15 protein-coding genes are annotated in these 20,142 nt (G+C 67.3%); 9 read left to right on the top strand and 6 right to left on the bottom strand.

All coding sequences use genetic code 11. From position 1 onward, the window contains the following. Positions 1-110: 110 nt before the first annotated feature. On the top strand, positions 111-5,018 hold the full coding sequence (locus ACW5IY_RS16445) for an alpha-2-macroglobulin family protein (protein WP_049435260.1): 4,908 nt from the start codon (positions 111-113) through the stop codon (positions 5,016-5,018). A 49-nt stretch (positions 5,019-5,067) separates the two neighbouring features. Then, positions 5,068-7,449, top strand: coding sequence for a penicillin-binding protein 1C (gene pbpC / locus ACW5IY_RS16440; protein ID WP_049435262.1), 2,382 nt, complete (start codon positions 5,068-5,070; stop codon positions 7,447-7,449). Between the two features lie 154 nt (positions 7,450-7,603). On the opposite strand, the gene ACW5IY_RS16435 is transcribed toward pbpC, so the two are convergent. After that, positions 7,604-8,179 (bottom strand): ferritin-like domain-containing protein, encoded by a 576-nt coding sequence (locus ACW5IY_RS16435; protein WP_049435264.1) that lies wholly within the window; start codon positions 8,177-8,179, stop codon positions 7,604-7,606. 29 nt (positions 8,180-8,208) lie between these two features. Continuing rightward, positions 8,209-8,691 carry a peroxiredoxin family protein gene (locus tag ACW5IY_RS16430; protein ID WP_049435265.1) on the bottom strand — a complete coding sequence of 161 codons (483 nt, stop codon included), beginning with the start codon at positions 8,689-8,691 and terminating at the stop codon, positions 8,209-8,211. 261 nt (positions 8,692-8,952) lie between these two features. Between ACW5IY_RS16430 and ACW5IY_RS16425 the strand changes: the two genes are divergently transcribed. Continuing rightward, complete coding sequence (locus ACW5IY_RS16425; RefSeq protein WP_049435267.1) at positions 8,953-9,846, top strand: DnaJ C-terminal domain-containing protein; 894 nt, start codon at positions 8,953-8,955, stop codon at positions 9,844-9,846. 124 nt (positions 9,847-9,970) lie between these two features. On the opposite strand, the gene pilH is transcribed toward ACW5IY_RS16425, so the two are convergent. Further along, a complete protein-coding gene (gene pilH / locus ACW5IY_RS16420; protein ID WP_005410644.1) occupies positions 9,971-10,342 on the bottom strand; it encodes a twitching motility response regulator PilH in 372 nt (123 codons plus the stop codon). A gap of 88 nt (positions 10,343-10,430) precedes the next feature. Next, positions 10,431-11,426 carry a YhdH/YhfP family quinone oxidoreductase gene (locus ACW5IY_RS16415; RefSeq protein WP_049435268.1) on the bottom strand — a complete coding sequence of 332 codons (996 nt, stop codon included), beginning with the start codon at positions 11,424-11,426 and terminating at the stop codon, positions 10,431-10,433. A 153-nt stretch (positions 11,427-11,579) separates the two neighbouring features. Between ACW5IY_RS16415 and hflK the strand changes: the two genes are divergently transcribed. The 5 genes from hflK to ACW5IY_RS16390 all read left to right on the top strand — a co-directional run bounded on the left by hflK (position 11,580) and on the right by ACW5IY_RS16390 (position 16,183). Further along, a complete protein-coding gene (hflK, locus tag ACW5IY_RS16410) occupies positions 11,580-12,713 on the top strand; it encodes an FtsH protease activity modulator HflK (protein ID WP_049435269.1) in 1,134 nt (377 codons plus the stop codon). After that, entirely contained in the window at positions 12,710-13,573 is an 864-nt protein-coding gene (gene hflC, locus ACW5IY_RS16405) for a protease modulator HflC (protein ID WP_010482785.1), read from the top strand. Before hflK ends, hflC begins: the two co-directional genes overlap by 4 nt. A 68-nt stretch (positions 13,574-13,641) precedes the next feature. After that, on the top strand, positions 13,642-13,827 hold the full coding sequence (locus ACW5IY_RS16400) for a DUF2065 domain-containing protein (RefSeq protein WP_005414170.1): 186 nt from the start codon (positions 13,642-13,644) through the stop codon (positions 13,825-13,827). A 273-nt stretch (positions 13,828-14,100) separates the two neighbouring features. Next, positions 14,101-15,393 carry an adenylosuccinate synthase gene (locus ACW5IY_RS16395; RefSeq protein ID WP_005410639.1) on the top strand — a complete coding sequence of 431 codons (1,293 nt, stop codon included), beginning with the start codon at positions 14,101-14,103 and terminating at the stop codon, positions 15,391-15,393. 127 nt (positions 15,394-15,520) lie between these two features. Then, complete coding sequence (locus tag ACW5IY_RS16390; protein WP_049435270.1) at positions 15,521-16,183, top strand: hypothetical protein; 663 nt, start codon at positions 15,521-15,523, stop codon at positions 16,181-16,183. Here ACW5IY_RS16390 and ACW5IY_RS16385 read toward each other — a convergent pair. Together ACW5IY_RS16385 and ACW5IY_RS16380 are read right to left on the bottom strand one after the other, a co-directional pair. Continuing rightward, the gene (locus ACW5IY_RS16385) at positions 16,119-16,769 is read right to left on the bottom strand and encodes a M23 family metallopeptidase (protein WP_049435271.1); all 651 of its coding nucleotides are present in this window, start codon (positions 16,767-16,769) and stop codon (positions 16,119-16,121) included. The genes ACW5IY_RS16390 and ACW5IY_RS16385 overlap by 65 nt on opposite strands. Positions 16,770-16,773: 4 nt before the next feature. Next, a complete protein-coding gene (locus ACW5IY_RS16380; protein WP_049435272.1) occupies positions 16,774-17,733 on the bottom strand; it encodes a L,D-transpeptidase family protein in 960 nt (319 codons plus the stop codon). Between the two features lie 235 nt (positions 17,734-17,968). Between ACW5IY_RS16380 and ACW5IY_RS16375 the strand changes: the two genes are divergently transcribed. Next, positions 17,969-20,092 (top strand): methyl-accepting chemotaxis protein, encoded by a 2,124-nt coding sequence (locus ACW5IY_RS16375; protein ID WP_049435274.1) that lies wholly within the window; start codon positions 17,969-17,971, stop codon positions 20,090-20,092. Positions 20,093-20,142: the final 50 nt, after the last annotated feature.

Below are 20,142 nucleotides of genomic sequence, written 5' to 3'. Positions count from 1 at the left end.
CAAGGTTGTCGGCTACCGGGTCCCGGGCGGGACCGGGTTTCCGACCGCCGGGGCGTCAACACCTTGACGCGGCCTGCCTATAATGACCACCTCGATCAAGGAGTGACGACATGAGCGGTCCGGCACGGCGGAAGCGGTGGGGATGGGCGGCGGCTGTACTGGCAGGAGGCCTGTTGCTGGGCCTGGCCGGCTGCCGCAACGACAGCGGGCAGCTGCCCAAGGCCAGCGGTGAAGCCATCACCACCAAGGCCGAGCAGGTGAAGGAGTTCACCCTGCTGCGTGCCTACCCGGACCAGAAGAATGACGGCTTGTCGCTGGCGCTGGAGTTCTCGCGCCCGCTGGTCGGCACCCAGGATTTCGACAAACTGGTGCGCTTCGAGGAAAAGGTCGGCACCGACGACAGCAGCTGGACGCTGTCCGATGACGGCCTGACCCTGCGCTACCCGTTCGTCGAGGCCGGCAAGGAGTTCAGCCTGGTGGTCTCGCCGGACCTGCTGGCCGCCGATGGCAGCCGGCTGGGCAAGGAACTGAAGCAGAAGGTGTTCAGCGGCGAGCTGAAGCCGGTGGTCGGCTTCGCCTCGCAGGGCAGCGTGCTGCCGGCCAAGGACAGCCGTGGCCTGCCGGTGGTGTCGGTGAACGTGCCGGAGGTCGATGTCGAGTTCCTGCGCGTGCGCGAGAAGGACCTGCCGACCTTCTTCAGCCAGTACCAGCGCGGAGGCCGCCGTGGCAGCTGGGAGCTGAGCAGCGACTACGAGCGCAGCCCGATCAACAAGCTGGCCGAGCCGGTCTACGTCAACCGCTTCATCCTGGGCGGCAAGCAGAACGAGCGGGTGCTGACCTACCTGCCGACCCAGGACATCAAGGAACTGCAGGAGCCGGGCCTGTACTTCGCCCTGCTCAAGCGCACCGGTGACTACGAGGGCGAGTTCGATACCGCGTTCTTCTCGGTCAGCGACATCGGTCTGCATACCCGCGCCTACAAGGACAAGCTGTTCGTGCACACCGCCGGCCTCAAGGACGGCGCACCGCTGAAGGGCATCGACCTGCGGGTTCTCGATGCCAAGGGCGAGGTGGTGCTGAAAGGCAGCACCGACGGCAATGGCAATGCGCTGCTGAACTACACCCTGGATGCAACCCACGTGCTGGTCGCCAGCACCGGCAAGGACACCAGCTTCCTGCCGTTCAACCAACCGGCGCTGGACCTGAGCGAATTCGCCGTGGCCGGCCGTGACAACGCTTGGTTCGATGTCTATGCCTGGTCCGGACGCGACCTGTATCGCCCGGGCGAGACCGTGCGCCTGTCCGCGCTGCTGCGTGACAACGATGGCAAGCCGGTCAAGGCGCAACCGGTGTTCCTGCGCCTGAAGCAGCCCGACGGCAAGACCTTCCGCGAGACCCGCCTGCAGCCGGGTGACCAGGGCTACATCAATTTCGAGCAGGTGATCCCCGCCGAGGCGCCGACCGGGCGCTGGCAGGTCGAGTTCCGCACCGACCCGGCCAGCAAGGAAGCGATCCAGGGCATGACCCTGCGCATCGAGGAGTTCCTGCCCGAGCGCATGAAGCTGGACCTGGACAGCGCGCAGAAGACGCTGAAGCCGGGTGAGGACCTGCGCCTGCAGGCCAATGGTGCCTACCTGTATGGTGCGCCGGCCGATGGCAACCGCTTCACCGCGCGCATGGCAGTGGCGGCCGAGCAGCAGCCGGTGGAGGGCCTGCCGGGCTACTTCTTCGGTGACCCGACCCTGCAGCTGCCGCGCGAAGCCAAGGACGTGATCGACACCACGCTGCCGGCCAATGGCCAGCTGCGCGAGGACGTGGCGTTGCCGGAGGAGGCGGCCAAGGCCAAGGCACCGATTGCCGTGGTGCTGTCCGGCAGCCTGTACGAGACCGGCGGCCGCACCGTCACCCGTACCCTGAAGCGGGTGATGTGGCCGGCCAATGCGCTGGTGGGCGTGCGCCCGCTGTTCAACCCCGAAGACGGCGCCGATGCCAACGGCAATGCGCGCTTCGAGCTGATGCGCGTGGACGCGGCGGGCAAGCCACAGCCGGCCAAGGGTCTGAAGATCACCCTGGTGCGCGAGCTGCGCGATTACCACTGGACCTTCAACGACAACCGCTGGGACTACGACTTCACCCGCCGTTTCGAGAACAAGGAAACGCGCACCGTCGATGCCGGCAGCAGCGCGGTCGCCTTTGATTTCCCGGTAGAGTGGGGCGAGTACCGGGTGGACGTGTTCGATCCGACCACCGGCCTGACCAGCCGTTATCCCTTCCGTGCGGGCTGGAGCTGGGGTGATGACAACCGTGGCCTGGACGCGCGCCCTGACAAGATCAAGCTGGGCCTGGACAAGACCGGCTACAAGGCAGGCGACACGCTCGAGGTGACGGTGACCCCGCCGCACGCCGGCAAGGGCATCCTGATGGTCGAGACCGACCGCATGCTGTACGTGCAGGACATCGACGCCAAGCCGGGGTCGACCTTCAAGATTCCGGTCACCGCCGACTGGGAACGCCACGACGTCTACATCACCGCGCTGGTGTTCCGTGGCGGCAGTGCGCCGAGCAAGATCACCCCGGCCCGCGCCGTGGGTGTGGTGCACGTGCCGATGGACCGCAAGGGTCGCACCGTGGCCGTCGGCCTGGTCGCGCCCAAGCAGATGCGCCCGGAGCAGGACCTGCCGGTGACGGTCAGCGCGCCGCAGCTGGCCGGCAAGACGGCGCATGTCACCGTCTCGGCGGTGGACGTGGGCATCCTCAACATCACCCGCTTCCCGGTGCCCGACGCCGGCGCGCACTTCTTCGCCCAGCGTCGCCTCGGCATCGATGCCTACGACATCTACAGCCGGGTGATCGAGAGCTTCGACGGCAGCAGCGGCAAGCTGAAGTTCGGTGGCGACATGGCGCTGCAGGCGTTGCCGCAGGCCAAGCGCCCGACCGCGCGCGTGCAGACCGTGGACCTGTTCTCCGGCCCGGTGCAGCTGGATGCCAAGGGCAATGCCCGCATCCGCCTGAAGGTGCCGGACTTCAACGGCACCCTGCGCGTGTCGGCGCTGGTCTACAGCGATGACCAGTACGGCAAGCGTGACGTGGAAACCATTGTGCGCGCCCCGATCCTCGCCGAAGCCAGCATGCCGCGCGTGCTGGCCCCGGGCGACCGCAGCACCGTGACCCTGGACGTGCAGAACTTCACCGGCAAGCCGGGTGCGTTCAACGTGCGGGTGGAAACCGAGGGCCCGCTGGCACTGGCCGAAGGCACACGCAGCGTGCAGTTGAATGCCGATGCCAAAACCACGCTGAGCTTCCCGTTGTCCGCACGCGAGGGCCACAGCGTGGCCAAGGTGCGGGTGCGCGTGGATGGCAACGGCTTCAAGGCCGATCGCCGCTACGACCTGCCGGTGCGTGCGGCGTGGCCGCAGGTGCTGCGTTCGCAGGTGCGCACGCTGGATCCGCTGGCCGCGGTCAGCCTCGACAACAGCCTGACCGAGGGCCTGATGTCCGAGTCGGTGAATGCCCGCCTGCTGGTCAGCCCGCTGCCGCCGATCCCGTTCGCCAGCGCACTGCAGGGCGCGCTGAACTACCCGTACGGCTGCGCCGAGCAGACCACCAGCAAGGGCTACGCTGCGCTGATCCTGGACCAGGCGACGTCGTCGATGCTCGGTGCTGACGGGCTGGATGCCAAGTCGCGCCGCGAGCGCATGGAAGGCGCGTTCGGTCGCCTGGCGTCGATGCAGGTGGCCAATGGCAACTTCTCGATGTGGGGTGACGACGGCTACGTGAACCCGTGGCTGACCCCGTACATCACCGAGTTCCTGCTCGATGCCAAGGACGCCGGTTTTGCGGTGCCCGACAACGTGCTGCAGAAGGCGCTCAACCGCCTGAGCGAGGATCTGCTGTCCGGCGGCAACCAGTTCTACGGCCAGGACGACCGCGAGAAGCTGAAGTTCGCCAACCAGGCGTATTCGGGCTACGTGCTGGCACGGGTCAACCGTGCGCCGCTGGGTACCCTGCGCACGCTGTACGACAACGAGCGCAGCAAGGCGGTCGGTGGCCTGTCGCTGGTCCATCTGGGTGTGGCGCTGTCGCTGCAGGGCGATGCCAAGCGCGGCCAGGCGGCACTGGCTGCGGCCTTCGCCAAGTCCAGCAGCGAACGTCCGTCGTACTTCGGCGACTACGGCAGCGCGATCCGCGATGACGCGCTGATGATCGCGCTGACGCACGAGAACAAGCTGGCCAAGCCAGCCTGGGATGCGCGTGCGGTCGATCTCGGCCGTGGCCTGGATGCGCGCCGAAATGCCGGCTGGATGTGGCTGAGCACGCAGGAACAGGTAGCGATTGCCCGCCTCGGCAAGGCGCTGGCTGCCAATCAGAAGGCGCTGGTGGCCGGTGAGCTGGTGATCGGTGGCAGCACCGAAGCCATCGGCGAGCGCAAACTGTTCGGCCGCAACTTCAGCGCCAGCGAACTGGCCAGCGGCGTGCGCTTCACCCCGCAGGGCCAGCCGCCGATGTTCGCCAGCATCGACGTGGCCGGCATCCCGCGCAGCGCACCGGCGCCGGACAACAGCGTGCTGGGCGTCGAGCGCAGCTACTACGGTACCGATGGCAAGCCGTGGACGCCGCGCCCGCTGAAGGAAGGCGAAGCGCTGATCGTGCGCGTCACCGTCACTGCCGACACCACCATGCCCGATGCACTGCTGACCGACCTGTTGCCGGCCGGCCTGGAGATCGAGAACTTCAACCTGGGCGACGCCAAGCAGTGGGCCGACGTGGTGGTCGATGGCATCACCATCAGCGATCGTGGTGAAGCCGCCGATACCAAGCACGAGGAGTTCCGCGACGACCGTTACGTGGCTGCGCTGAAGCTCTCGCGTGGCAGCAAGGCCAACGTGTTCTACCTGGTGCGCGCGGTGACCCCGGGAACCTACTCGGTGCCGCCGCCGCTGGTGGAGGACATGTACCGGCCGCAGCTGCGTGGCGTCGGCCGTAGCAACCCGACCACGATCACGGTGGTACAGCCGTGACCGCGCGGACGGGCCGCGACGGCGCGGCCCGTCCTGATGGCAATTCGCAATGAAAGACGCAATGAAGACCCGGCTGGCGGCCCTGCGCCGCCGGCTGCGGCCGCTGTGGCCGTGGTTGCGCTGGGGCACGGCCGCCACGCTGGCGCTGCTGCTGGTGCTGGATTTCGCCTTTCCGCCGCCGCTACCGAAGCAGCGCGATACCAGCACCCTGGTGGTGGCTGCCAACGGTACGCCGCTGCGTGCGTTCGCCGATGCCGAGGGCGTGTGGCGCTATCCGGCTTCGATCGACAGCGTGTCGCCGCTGTACCTGCAGGCGTTGCTGACCTACGAAGACCGCTGGTTCTGGCGTCATCCGGGCATCAATCCGCTGGCGATCCTGCGGGCAGGCGGCCAGCTGCTGCGCGGCGGCCGCATCGTGTCCGGTGGCTCGACCCTGACCATGCAGGTTGCGCGCATCCTCGACCCGCATACGCGCACGCCGTGGGGCAAGCTCAAGCAGATGCTGCGCGCGGTGCAGCTGGAAGTGCACCTGAGCAAGCGGCAGATCCTGGCCCTGTACCTGGAGCGCGCGCCGTACGGCGGCACCATTGAAGGCGTGGAAGCGGCCAGCTGGGCCTACCTGGGCAAGCCGGCGGCGCAGCTGTCGCATGCCGAGGCCGCGCTGCTGGCGGTGCTGCCACAGGCGCCGAGCCGGCTGCGCCCGGACCGTCATCCGGAAGCGGCGCAGAAAGCGCGCGACAAGGTGCTGTCACGCATGGCCGAACTGGGCGCGTGGACACCGGAAGAGGTGGACGACGCGCGCATCGAGAACGTGGTGGCACGCTCGCTGCGGCCGCCGCTGCACGCCGCGTTGCTGGCGCAGCGACTGCATTCGGCGCACCCCGGCCAGGCACGCATCCAGAGCAGCATCGACATCGGACTGCAGCGGACGCTTGAAGAGCGCGTGGCCAGTTACTTCTCCACACTGCCCGAGCGTACCTCGGCGGCGCTGCTGGTGGTCGACAACCAGACCCTGCAGGCGCGTGCCTATGTCGGCACGCTGGCCTTCGGCGACCGCCAGCGGCTTGGCCACGTGGACATGGTGCAGGCCTGGCGTTCGCCGGGGTCCACGCTCAAGCCGTTCCTGTATGCAATGGCGCTGGACGATGGCCTGATCCATTCGGAAAGCCTGCTGGTCGATGCGCCGCAGAGTTTCGGCAGCTACCGCCCCGGCAACTTCGACATGGCCTTCAACGGACCGATCGGCGCTTCCAGTGCGTTGCGCCTGTCGCTCAACGTGCCCTCGGTGGACCTGCTGCAGCGGGTGGGCGCGGCGCGCTTTGCTGCGCGGCTTTCGCACGCCGGCATCCAGTTGCGCTTCCCGCCGGGCAGCACGCCCAACCTGTCACTGATCCTGGGCGGCACCGGCGCGCGGTTGGAAGACCTGGTCGGCGCGTTCGCCGCACTCAACCGCAACGGCATCGCCGGTCGCGTGCGTTACACCGACGATGAGCCAATGATCGAGCGGCGCCTCGCTTCGCCCGGCGCAAGCTGGATCGTCCGCGAGATGCTGGAATCGAATCCGCGGCCGGGCTATGGCGTTGGTACGTTCGATGTCGGTGGCCGCCCGCGTGTGGCGTGGAAGACCGGCACCAGTTACGGGTACCGCGATGCGTGGGCCATCGGCAGTACCCGCCACTACACCGTGGGTGTGTGGGTAGGCCGGCCGGATGGCACGCCACTGCCGGGCCAGTACGGCGCGGTCACCGCATTGCCACTGATGTTTGAAGTGGTGGACAGCCTGCCGCGCCAGCGCGGCGATTCGGCGGCCGCGCCGATGCCGGCCAGTGTCAGCCAGGAGGATGTCTGCTGGCCCACCGGCGAACGTGCCGAAGGGCTGCCAGCGGCACTGTGCCAGCGGCGAATGTCAGCGTACCTGCTGGATGGCGCAGCACCACCGACCTTCCCCGAGCGCGAGGCGCGGCGCTGGCAGCCGGGGCGGCAGCGTTACCTGGCCGATGCGCGGACCGGTCTGCGTGTCTCCGCTGATTGCCGTTTGCCGCATGAGGAAGTCGCGCGTGAGATCGCGCGCTGGCCGGCGCTGTTGTCGCCGTGGCTGCCCAAGGCCACGCGCGAGGCCTCGCAGCTGCCGGCGCTGTCGCCGGACTGCCGCGATGGTGGCCGGGAGGCCAGTGTCGCGCTGCACATCGATGGCCTCAATGATGGCGCAGCACTGGCGCGTGCACCCAACGCCGAACATGGCGTACGCCTGCAGCTGCGCGCGCTGGGCAGCGAGCAGGCGGTGGACTGGTTGCTGGATGGACGCTGGATCGCGCAGACCCACGGCGCGCAGTTGATGCAGCGCGAGTTCGCCGATCCGGGCGCGCATACCCTGACCGCGCTGGCGGCCGACGGCGCGTGGACGCAGGTACGGTTCAACGTCCTGCGGTAGGTGCCGACCTTGGTCGCCGCTTTCCGTATGTTTGCGACGCTGTTGTAGAGCCGAGCCCATGCTCGGCTGCTCTTGCGACGTGCGTGGAGTAGTCAGCCGAGCATGGGCTCGGCTCTACAACGCCGCAGATGGCAGCGAGCGTATGGCGTAACTGCTATTCCCCGATCCACCCATCCAACAGGTCGGCGAATTCGTCGGCGTGTTCCTCTTCCTGCGCCAGGATCTCTTCGAGGATGCGCTTGGTGGTGGTATCGCGGTCGCCGATGAAGTTGATCATCTCGCGATAGCTGTCGATGGCAATGCGTTCGGCCACCAGGTTCTCGCGGACCATGTCGCGCAGGTCGCTGCCTTCCTTGTACTCGGCATGCGAACGCGCGGTCAGCGTATCCGGGTTGAGGTCGGGCTCGCCGCCAAGTTGGACGATGCGCTCGGCCAGCTTGCCGGCATGCGCCTGTTCCTGCTGTGCATGCTCGAGGAATTCGGCCTTGACCGCGTCGGCCAGCATGCCCTTGGCCATGAAATAGTGCCGGTAGTAGCGCAGCACGCACACGTACTCGGTGGCCAGTGCATCGTTGAGCAGCTTGATCACCACCTTGCGGTCGGCGCTGTAGCTGTCGGTGATCGCCCCGTCTTCGATGTTGCGCCGGGCGCGCTCGCGCAGGGTCTTGCGGTCACTGATGCCGGGCACCTTTGCGGCGGGCTTTGCGGCTTTGGCTGGCTTGCTGGACATGGCTGGCCGTTTCCTCTTGCGGTGGGGAATCAGGTGGGCAGGTGCTCCAGCACGTAATCGGCCGAAGACACCTCGAACTGGCCCGGCTGCTCGATCCAGGCCGCACGAACCACGCCATCGACCACGTAAAGGGCGAAGCGGCGCGAACGGATGCCCATGCCCGAGGCGCTGGCATCGAGCTCCAGGCCGAGCGCGCGGGTCAGTTCGGCGTTGCCGTCGGACAGCATCAGCAGGCCGTCGGGCACGCTCTGGTCGGCGGCCCAGGCCTTCATCACGAACGGGTCGTTGACGGCCATGCAGTAGACGTCGATGCCGCGCTGGCGGAATGCCTGGAATTTTTCGACGTAGCCGGGCAGGTGGCGCGCCGAGCAGGTCGGGGTGAACGCGCCGGGCACGGCGAACAGCACCACCTTGCGCGCATCGAACAGCGAATGCGTATCAAGTGTTTCGATGCCCTCGCGGATGCGCTTGAGGGTCACTTCCGGAATGCGGTCGCCGACATGGATGGTCATGGGGAACTCCTTGCTGGGGCAGGCTAGTGGGCCGGATGGGACAGGGGCGTCAAGACATTGGAAAACCTGCGTGCAGGCCCCATCTTCGGGCTTTGCGGCAGGGGCTTCCAGCCACAGCGTGGCGCACGGGGATGGCAGCCGCATTGCGCAGGATCAGTCGGCCTCACCGGGGCCGCACGAGGGGCGGCGTAGCATCGCCGGCGCGTAGAATGAACCCGGGGCGGCGCCACCGGCGCGGCCGAAGCGAATCGAGGTAGCTGGATGGAATTCAAGGATTACTACGCCACCCTGGGGGTGGAACCGAGCGCGGGCGAGGCGGAGATCAAGACCGCCTACCGCCGGCTGGCACGCAAGTACCACCCGGACGTCAGCAAGGAGGCCGGGGCCGAAGACAAGTTCAAGGCGGTCAACGAGGCCTACGAGGCGCTGCGCGACCCGGAGAAGCGGGCGGCCTACGACCAGCTGCGCGCGCAGGGCTACCGCCCGGGCGAGGAATTCAACGTACCGCCGAACTACGGCGGTGCCGGTGGCTTCAACTTCGAGGAAGTGTTTGGCGGCGGTGGCCCCAATGGCGGCTTCAGCGACTTCTTCGAAAGCCTGTTCGCGCGCCAGCGTGGCGGTGGCGGCGCTGGTCCGGGGCCTGGCTTCAGCAGCCAGAGCCATGCGCCCAACCGCGATACCCGCGCCAAGCTGTCGGTACCGCTGGAGGCGGCCTACAACGGTGACAGCCTGCGCATCACCGTCAACGGCAAGCAGCTGGACGTGCGCGTGCCCAAGGGCATCCGTCCGGGCCAGGTGATCCGGCTGGCGGGGCAGGGCAACCATGGCGGCAACCTGCTGCTGGAGGTGGAGTACGCCGCGCACCCGCAGTTCGAGGTCGATGGCCGCAACATCCTCTATACGCTGCCGGTGACGCCGTGGCAGGCGGCGTTGGGGACCAGCATCAGCGTGCCGACCTTGGGCGGTGCGGTGGAGCTGAAGATTCCGGCCGATTCCGATGCCGGCCGCAAGCTGCGCCTGCGCGGTCGTGGCCTTCCCGGCAACCCGGACGGCGACCAGATCGTCGAAATCGAGATCGTGGCCCCGGCCGCGACCGACGAGGCGCAGAAGAAGGCCTACCGGAACCTGGCCAAGGCGTTCGGCGAGACGATCTGAGATGGATTCTGGTGGGTGCGGACCTGGGTCCGCACGCCTTTTGGCCGTTCAAGGCGTGCCAACCAAGGTTGGCACCTACCAAACAAGAGCGTGCCGACCAAGGTCGGCACCCACCTGCGCGGGCTCAGCCCTGCCCGGCGAACACCCGCTCCAGCACCTCGGACAGCTCATCTTCCGAGAATGGCTTGGTGATGTAGGCCTTGGCGCCCTGGCGCATGCCCCACATGCGGTCGGTGTCCTGGTCCTTGGTGGTCACCAGGATCACCGGAATGTGCCGGGTCGCCTCGTCGCGGGCGAGGGTGCGGGTGGCCTGGAAGCCATTGAGGTTGGGCATAACCACGTCCATCAGGACCAGGTCGGGCAGCTCGGCCTTGGCGGTTTCGACCCCGGCGGCGCCATCGGTGGCGGTCAGGATCTGGTGCCCGAGCTTCTCGACGATGCGCTGTATCCCCAACAGCTGCGACGGTGAGTCGTCGACGATCAGAATGCGTGCCATGTTGTTCCCCATGTAATGCCCGCAGTGTAGTGCGGGCACATTACCGGCGGGAGGGGCGCGTCTGCCGTCCGTCGCCTGCCTGCGACGTTCAGTCGATCCGCACCACCGTTCGCCCCAGCGAGCCGCCGGCCAGCATCCGCTGGAATACGGCGGGCAGGCCATCGAGGCCGACTTCGGCAGTGCAGATGCGTTCCAGGTGCTGCGGCTTCCATTCGTTGCCCAGCCGCGCCCAGACTTCCTCGCGCAGTCCGCGTGGGGCATTGGCCGAGGACACGCCCAGCAGCGAGACACCGCGCAGGATGAACGGCATCACGGTCATGTCCAGCGTCGGGCTGGCGGCCAGGCCGGCACTGACCACGCTGCCGTAGGGCACGGTCTGCGCCAGCAGGCTGGCCAGCATGTCGCCTCCGGCATTGTCGAGGCCACCGCCGAAGCGCGCCGACTGAAGCGGACCGGTATCGGAGAGTGCCTCGCGCGGCAGCACCTCGGCGGCGCCGATGGCGTGCAGGAATTCGGTCTGGTCCGGCTTGCCGCTGACCGCGTGCACGGTATAGCCGGCACGGCTGAAGATCGACAGCGCCAGCGCGCCGACGCCGCCACTGGCGCCGGTGACCGCCAGCGGGCCAAGGTCCGGGGTCTGCCGGTTGTCCTGCATGCGCAGCAGGGCCAGCGCCGCAGTGAAGCCGGCGGTGCCCAGCACCATCGCCTCGCGCGGGGTCAGCCCGGCCGGCTGGGCGATCACCGCGCGCGATTCCAGCCGCACGTACTGGCTGTACCCGCCGTCACGGGTCTCGCTCAGCCCGCAGCCGGTGGCCAGTACTGCGTCGCCTTCACGCCAGTCCGGGTCGGTACTGGCGACCACGGTACCGGCCACGTCGATGCCGCCCACGAGCGGGAAGCAGCGCAGGATTTTCCCCTTGCCGGTACCGGCCAAGGCATCCTTGTAGTTGACCGAGGACCAGTGGGCGCGGATCAGCACCTGGCCGGGGTTGAGGTCGTCGATCCGGAGCTGGGCAAGGCCGCTGCGGTAGCCGGCGTCGTCGTTTTCGATGCGGAAGGCGGTGAACGGGGTGGTGGGGGCCATCGGCGTTGCCTGACTTCGAGGAAAACGCCACCTTACCCCGTTGCCCCCCTTTCGATCCTGCCGATCCGCCCCATCTTGTATGATCGGTGATGGTTTCACGGCTGGCGGTGCGGGAAGGGCCCGCGCCGCAGCCCAAATCTTGATGGAGCGTGCATGGCCTGGAATACACCCGGCGGCAACAAGGGCGGACAAGGCCCCGAGGACAATCGACGCGGGCCCTTCGGGTCGCGCGGCGGTGGCAATGGTGGTGGCTGGGGCGGACTGCCCGGGCCGCTGAAGGACCTGTTCGACGGTGGCATCGTGCGTTGGGTGGTGGCAGCCGTGGTGTTGCTGGTGCTCTTCTCCAGCTTCCAGCTGATCGGCGAACAGCAGCGTGGCGTGGTGCTGCGCTTCGGCCAGTTCTCGCGCATCCTGCAGCCCGGCCCGAACTTCAAGCTGCCGTGGCCGATCGAATCGGTCACCAAGGTCAATGCCACCGAGATCAAGACCTTCTCGATCCAGGTGCCGGTGCTGACCCGCGACGAGAACATCGTCAACGTCTCGCTGAACGTCCAGTACCGCATCGACGACCCGCAGCAGTACCTGTTCGGCACCGTGGATGCCAACCAGGTGCTGGAGCAGTCGGCGCAGAGCGCGGTGCGCGAGGAAGTCGGTCGCGCCGATCTCAACGCCGTGCTGAACAACCGTGGCCCGCTGGCCGTGGCCGCCGAAGAGCGCCTGCAGGCGCTGCTGAAGGCGTTCAAGACCGGCCTGACCGTGACCGGCCTGACCCTGCAGGACGCCCGTCCGCCGGAAGAGGTCAAGCCGGCCTTCGACGAGGTCAATGGCGCCCAGCAGGTCAAGGAACGCCTGATCAACGAAGCCCAGGCCTACGCCGCCAAGGTCGTGCCGGAAGCCCGAGGCCAGGCCTCGCGTGCCCGTACCACCGCCGAAGGCTACAAGCAGGCCGTGGTGTCCAAGGCCGAGGGTGACGCGCAGCGCTTCAGCCTGTTGCAGGCCCAGTACAAGGACGCCCCGGAAGTGACCCGCAAGCGCCTGTGGCTGGAGACCGTGCAGCAGGTGCTGAGCGAGAACCGCAAGGTGATCGGTGGTGATGGCCGCCAGCTGATCTACGTGCCGATGAACGGCGATACCCGTCCCACCACCTCGGCTCCGCCGGGAGTGACGAACCCGGAGGTGGTGATGCCGTCGCTGCCGGGTGCAGCGGCGGAAGCTTCCCGTGATCCGGGCCGGCCGGTGGGCCGCCCGACCGGGCGACCGAGCGGCCGTGAGGAGGGCAGCCGATGAAGAGTCCTATCTGGATCGCCGTGATCGTGGCGGTGGTGCTGGGCCTGCTCGGCTCGGTGTACGTGGTCCGTGAGGACCAGACCGCTATGGTCCTGAACCTGGGCAAGGTGGTGCGTTCGGACATCAAGCCGGGCCTGCACTTCAAGGTGCCGGTGGTGGAAACGGTGAAGGTCTTCGACCGTCGCTTCCAGGTGCTCGACACCGCCCCGGCGCGCTACTTCACCGCCGAGCAGAAGGATGTCAGCGTCGACTTCTTCGCCATCGGTTACATCTCCAACGTGGGTGACTACTTCCGTGCCACCGGCGGCGATCCGCGCATCGCCAATGCCCGCCTGGCACCGATCATCACCGACTCGCTGCGCAACCAGATCAACTCGCGCACCCTGCAGCAGCTGGTGTCCGGCGACCGCAGCGAGCTGATCGCCGAGCAGCTGAAGGGGATCAACGAGGCGGTGGCCGGCCTGGGCATGCAGATGATCGACCTGCGCATCAAGCAGGTGGACCTGCCGACCGACAGCCAGGTGATCAATGACGTGTACGAGCGCATGCGCGCCCAGCGCAAGCAGGAAGCCGCCAAGCTGCGCGCCGAGGGCGAGGAGCAGTCGCTGACCATCCGTGCCCAGGCCGACCGTGACAGCACCGTGCTGATCGCCGAGGCTGAGCGTGATGCCCAGCGCCTGCGTGGTGAAGGCGATGCCGATGCCGCCCGTATCTACGGCAAGGCCGGCTCGGCCGATCCCTCGTTCTACGCGTTCTACCGCAGCCTGGAGGCCTACCGTGGCTCCATGACCGACGGCAACGGCGTGATCGTGCTGGACAAGAACGACCCGTTCCTGCAGTACCTGAAGAACGACCGCTGAGGTCGCAGGGCACTACCCCACGGGGCCCGGCCAGACGCCGGGCCCCGTGCTTTTTCCGGAGTCCCCCCATGAAAGATCTGTTCGCCGCCGTCTGCCTGGTCGCGGTGCTGGAAGGCCTGTTCCTGTTCGTCGCCCCGTTCGCCTGGAAGCGCATGGCCGAGCGCCTGCTGGACCTGCCCAGCCCGGCCCTGCGCAGCTTCGGCGGGCTGGTGCTACTGGCCGGCCTGAGCCTGCTGTGGTGGGTGCGGCATTAGCAGGGGTCAGATCCCTTTCCGGAGGAAAGGGATCTGACCCCGTTTCGGGCCCCTGACCGGTGGGTAAAGCCGCCCGTCGGAAAGGTGGCACCCGACCCCGGAAACCCGGATAATGCACAAAAGCCGGACGGGCCTCCCCGTTCGGCTTTTTCCGTGTCTGGGCCTTCCATCGCCGGCTGCTCCCCGTTTGGAGCCGCCCTCCAGGTGCTGGCCAGCCCCGCCACGGTTTACCCGTCCGCGGCCCCGATGGCCGCAACATATGAGGAGCCCGTCATGGGTCAGTCTGTCGTAGTGCTTGGTGCCCAGTGGGGCGATGAAGGCAAGGGCAAGATCGTCGATCTGCTCACTGAGGAAATCGGCGCCGTCGTGCGCTTCCAGGGCGGCCACAACGCCGGCCACACTCTGGTCATCAACGGTAAGAAGACCGTCCTGCACCTGATCCCGTCGGGCATCCTGCGTGACGACGCGCTGTGCCTGATCGGCAACGGCGTGGTGATCTCGCCGGCCGCGCTGCAGAAGGAAATCGCCGAGCTGGAAGCCTCCGGCGTGGAAGTGCGTTCGCGCCTGAAGATCTCCCCGGCCGCGCCGCTGATCATGCCGTACCACATCGCCCTGGACCAGGCGCGCGAGCGCGCCGCCGGCGGCAAGGCGATCGGCACCACCGGCCGTGGCATCGGCCCGGCCTACGAAGACAAGGTGGCGCGCCGCGGCATCCGCATCGCCGACCTGCATTACCCGAAGCAGCTGGAAGAACTCCTGCGCACTGCGCTGGATTACCACAACTTCGTGCTGACCAAGTATCTGAACACCGATGCGGTCGATTTCCAGAAGACCTTCGACGAAGCGCTGGCCTTCGGCGAATACGTGCAGCCGATGAAGTCCGACGTGGCCGGCATCCTGCACGACCTGCGCAAGCAGGGTAAGCGCGTGCTGTTCGAAGGTGCGCAGGGTGCGCTGCTGGATATCGACCACGGCACCTACCCGTACGTCACCAGCTCCAACACCACCGTCGGCGGTGCACTGGCCGGTTCCGGCGTCGGCGCCGATTCGATCGACTACGTGCTGGGCATCGCCAAGGCCTACGCGACCCGTGTCGGTGGTGGCCCGTTCCCGACCGAGCTGGACGACGAAGTCGGCCAGGGCATCCGTGACCGCGGCGCCGAGTACGGTGCCTCGACCGGCCGTCCGCGTCGTTGCGGCTGGATGGACATCGTCGCGCTGAAGCGCGCCGTGGCCATCAACGGCATCAGCGGCCTGTGCATCACCAAGCTGGACGTGCTGGACGGCATGGAAAAGCTGAAGGTCTGCATCGCCTACGAATACAACGGCAAGCGCACCGAGTACGCGCCGCTGGATGCGCAGGGCTGGGAAGAGTGCACCCCGGTGTACCTGGAGTTCCCGGGTTGGAGCGAGAACACCCACGGCATCACCAACTGGGACGACCTGCCGCCGGCCGCCCGTGCCTACCTGCGTTCGCTGGAAGAGCTGGCCGGCTGCCCGATCAGCATCGTCTCCACCGGCCCGGACCGCGACCACACCATGGTCCTGCAGGATCCGTTCGCCTGAGTGAGTGACCGGTAGCGCTGGGCCATGCCTGGCGTCGCTGCAAGAAGAAGCCCCGCGAACGCGGGGCTTTTTCGTTACTGTGTCGCCAGTGCCGGCGAGGAAGCGAAGCGATGACCAGGATGTCAGCGTGAAAGGCGAGACCGTGGTGCGGATCACCCTATGGGTGTTGTGGAGCCTGTGGGGCATCGCCTGCGCGGTTCTGGCGCTCGGCGCCATCGCCAACCATCTGGCCTCGCGCACCCAGACCCTGCCGCTGCTGCTGAGCCCCGGCGCGACGGCTGAGGTGACGGTCTACCGCTTCATCGATGACCAACTGCGGCTGCGCCTGCGGTATGCCGCAGACGGTATTGAGGCTGACCCTGAAGTGCTGCTGCGCATCGATACTCCCACCGATCATGGAGACTTCCGCGCAGCAGAGCGTTCGGGAGTGGCCGGGCAGGGTGTCAACCGCAGGCTGGCATCGGTTGAGTCCAGCGGGCTCATGGCGTCCTACTTTGGATATGGCCGCGGCGATGCATTGCCACGCGGACGCTCATGGCTGCGGGTAACCGTACTGGAGGTGGACCCGGCGCTGGCGGGCAGGGCGGCCGTGGTCGAGCTGCAGCCCCCACTGGACCTGCTGAAGCTGACCAACCTGGACTACGTCTGGCTGTGGCCGTTCTTCTTCTGGAAGGTGGCGGCGCTGTTCCTGCTGATTCCGGGGGCTGCCTTGGCGGTGTTCACGTTCACCTTGCGGCGCTGGCAGCGCCGGGCGTCGAAGCAGCCGATTTCAGCAGCGGATACGGGTTGATCGATTCCCCCTTCCACCACTGCTTCTCCGGCCCCAGTACGTGTACTTCGAAATGCAGGTGCGGGGCCTGCGCGCTGGCATTACCGGTGCTGCCCACATAACCAATCACATCCCCGCGTTTGATCACCTGCTTTTCGCTCAGGCCATCGGCATAGCGCTGCAGGTGCGCGTAGTAGTAGCACCAGCGTCCGCTGGGCTCGAACTGGTAGATGGTCAGCCCACCGCGCTTGCTGTCGAACAGTTTCTCCACCGTGCCGTCGGCCACCGCGAGTACCGGCGTCCCGGCATCGGCCATGATGTCGATTGCATCGTGCACGCGGCCCTCGCTGCGTGCATCGGTGAAGGTGTCGCGCAACTGCGAGGGAAGTACGCCTCGCACCGGCAGCAGCAGACCGTCCGGTGCTGCGTCGACGCTGGCCGGCAGCGACGCGCGTGGTGTAGCCGCTTCCGCCGTCGGCGTTGCCATCACGGTGAGCGGCGTTGCAGGCGTGGACACCGCCGTAGTTTCAGCGGCATCGCGGCGCAGCCACCAGCCCAGCCCCAGTCCCAGCACTACACCGATCACGATCAGCTGCGAAAGACGCATCGGCTCACTCCTGCATCACCACGGGGACGGAGGTATCCACCGCATCGGCCACGCGCAGCGCATCCCAGTTGGTCATGCGCACGCAGCCATGCGATTCGGTCTTGCCGACATGGCCGGGCACCGGCGTTCCGTGCAGGCCATAGTGGGGTTTGGACAGATCGATCCAGACCCGGCCGACCGGGTTGTTCGGACCGGGCGGCAGCGTGACCTTCTTCTCGCCCTTGCGTGCATCCCAGAACAGTTTCGGGTTGTAGTGGAACGGCGGGTCACGATACACGCCGAGAATCTTCCATTCGCCGATCGGCAACGGATCATGCTGGCTGCCGGACGACACCGGCACCTGCGCGATCACCTTGCCCTGCACATCCAGCAGTTGCAGGGTGGAATCGGACTTGTCGACCACGATCTTCGCCGCCTTCGGCAACGCCCCCGGTGCGACGTTGGGCACCTGGATGCGATTGCCGGCCTTGGCCAGATCGACGCCGGGGTTGAGCGCCTTCAGCAATGCCGGCGAGGCATGGAAGCGCTCGCCGAGCAATTCCTCCACGCTGCCGTAGCCCAGCGCCTTCAGCTTGGCCTGTGCGGCCGGCCCTTTCGGAACCGGCTGGAACGGGCCGGCCACGTCCTCGGCGGTCAACGTGTAAGTGGCAAGCGGTGTGGTCGCATCGGCCTGCAGTGCTTTCCAGGTGGCATCGTCCAGCTCTCCGCTCACTGTCAGGCCGTGGGCCGCCTGGAAGCCTGCCACGGCCCGGCGCTGATTGCTGCCGACTTCACCGTCGATCTCGCCCGGGGAGAAATTGGCGCGATCCAGAAGCACCTGGGCGTGCAGTGGCGAGCGCGCCGCGGTATCGGGTCCGGCCTTCTCGGCAATGGGCTCCGGCAGCTGGACCGGCGGCGGCACCTGCGCGAAGGCGGGGGACATCAGCAAGGACAGGGCGAGCAGGGCGGGGCGGTGTACGGGCATGGAGGTCTCCGGCAGATGGCAGCTCCACCCTGCCCGCAGCGCCTGCGCAGCCCCCGTGAAAGCAACCTGATGCCGGCATGAGCAGGGCAGCCCAGGCGTGGCCCAGGCCCTTGTCGCAGAAGCGCCGTGCGTGGCATCACCAAGGTGAACGGCTGCCGACGCCCGTGCACGTTGCCGATCAAGAATGCCGGCGGCGCGGCCGATAGGGGCGCATCCCCCCGTTTTGGATGTACCGATGAACTACTTGAGGAATGTCAGGGTTGCCTGGCGTCTTGGGCTGGGCTTTGGCCTGCTGTTGTTGCTGGTTGCCGCCGTGGTGGCCACCGGCGCCACCGCCAGTGTCGTGCAGAAGCGCGCGATGCAGCAGGTGGTCGACGTCAGCGTGGCCAAGGTGCGCCTGTTGTCGCAGATGCTCGATGCCAACAACCAGATGATGGTGGTGCGCCGCGAGATGCTGATCCGTCAGGGCGAAGACCGCGGCAGCGACGAGCAGCGCATCGCCGATCTGGTCAAGCGCTATGAGGCCAGCTGGACCAGCTACCAGGCACTGCCCAGCGACGCCGACGGCAAGGCCATTGCCGAAACCATCGCGGCCAAGCGTGCCATTGCGCGCCCGCTCAACAAGCAGACCAGCGAACTGATGGAGCAGGGCGATTATCCCGGCGCGGTGGCGCTGACCCTGGGCCCGGTGCAGGAAGCGGCCAATGGCTGGAACAAGGCGTTGTCCGACGGCGTGGACTTCGAAGAGAAGGAAAGCCGCGATGCGGCCGCCGAGGCGATCCGCCTGGGCGAGCGCAGCCTGCTGCAGCTGCTGGTGCTGGGCGGCGTCGCGCTGCTGGTGGGCATCGGTGCCTCGGTGATGATCGGCCGCAGCCTGACCGGCCCGCTGGCCCGCGCGGTGAACCTGGCCGAACGCCTGTCCAAGGGACAGTTGGACCAGGAGTTTCGTCTTGGTGGCCGCGATGAACTGACCCAGCTGGGCGAAGCGATGGCCAGTGTGCGCCAGAGTGTGCAGGCGGCGATCGGCGCACAGCTGCAGATGGCAGAGCAGCATGAGGCTGGCGCGATCCGCTATCGCATGGACGTCACGGCGTTCCCCGGTGACTTCGGGCGCATGGTGCAGGCCACCAACAGCCTGGTCGAATCGCACGTGCAGGTGGAGCTGCTGATGGCCGAGGTGATGCAGCGCTACGCCATCGGCGACCTCAGCCGTGATCTGCCGGATTACCCGGGCGAGAAGGGCGCGCTGACCCGCACCCTGGCGGCAGTGAAGCAGAGCCTGATGGCAATCAACGCGCAGATCGATGAACTGGCCCGCGCCGCGCGCGCCGGTGATTTCAGCATGCGTGGCGATGCCGCTGCGTTCCAGTTCCAGTTCAAGGCGATGGTCGAGCACCTCAACGGCATGATGGCCAGTTCGCAGGCCAGCATCGCCGATGTCTCCGACGTGCTGCGCGCGATCTCGCACGGCGACCTGACCGCACGCATGGATGGCGAGTACGACGGCGTATTCGCCCGCATGCGCGACGACGCCAACACCACCACCGCGCAGCTGACCGGCATCGTGCGCGGTATCCAGGTGGCCGCTGACAGCATCAACAACGCCGCGCAGGAACTGGCCGCCGGCAACAACGACCTGTCGCGCCGTACCGAGCAGCAGGCCGCCAACCTGGAAGAAGCGGCCGCGTCGATGGAGGAACTGACCTCGACCGTGCGCCAGAATGCCGAGCTGGCGCGTCAGGCCGACAGCGAAGCGCATGCCGCTGGTGCCGCGGTGCGCGAGACCGAGCAGGCGATGGCGCAGATGGCGTCGGTGATGGGTGAGATCGATCAGTCCTCGGCACGCATCTCGGAAATCTCCACGGTGATTGACGGCATCGCGTTCCAGACCAACATCCTGGCGTTGAATGCTGCAGTGGAAGCCGCGCGTGCAGGTGAACAAGGCCGTGGTTTTGCCGTGGTCGCCAGCGAAGTGCGCACGCTCGCGCAACGCGCCGGTGTCGCCGCCAAGGAGATCAAGGAGCTGATCGAAGACGCTGCCGCCAAGGTGAAGAGTGGCCTGGCGGTGACCGTTGAATCGGAGGCCGCGATCGCGCGCGTGGCCCAGGCCAGCTCGCGCACCACCCAGCTGATGAGCGACATCGCAGCGGCCAGCAAGGAACAGGCCGCCGGCATCGAGCAGGTCAACCAGGTGGTGGTGCAGATGGATCAGGTGACCCAGCAGAACGCGGCCCTGGTGGAAGAAGCCACTGCGGCGAGCCGCGCGCTGGAAGAACAGGCGCATGCGCTGACCACGTCGGTGGCGGTATTCAAGGTGGAAGGCGCGGCGGTCTCTGCTGTGCCCCGTCGCGCAGCCTGAGCGGGCAGTGCAGCGACAGGAATACGGCCGCCTTGAGCGGCCGTATTTCG

Source organism: Stenotrophomonas sp. C-A, assembly GCF_054030835.1.
Note: the sequence above shows the minus strand (reverse complement) of the source record. Positions and strands in the feature narration are given on the sequence as shown.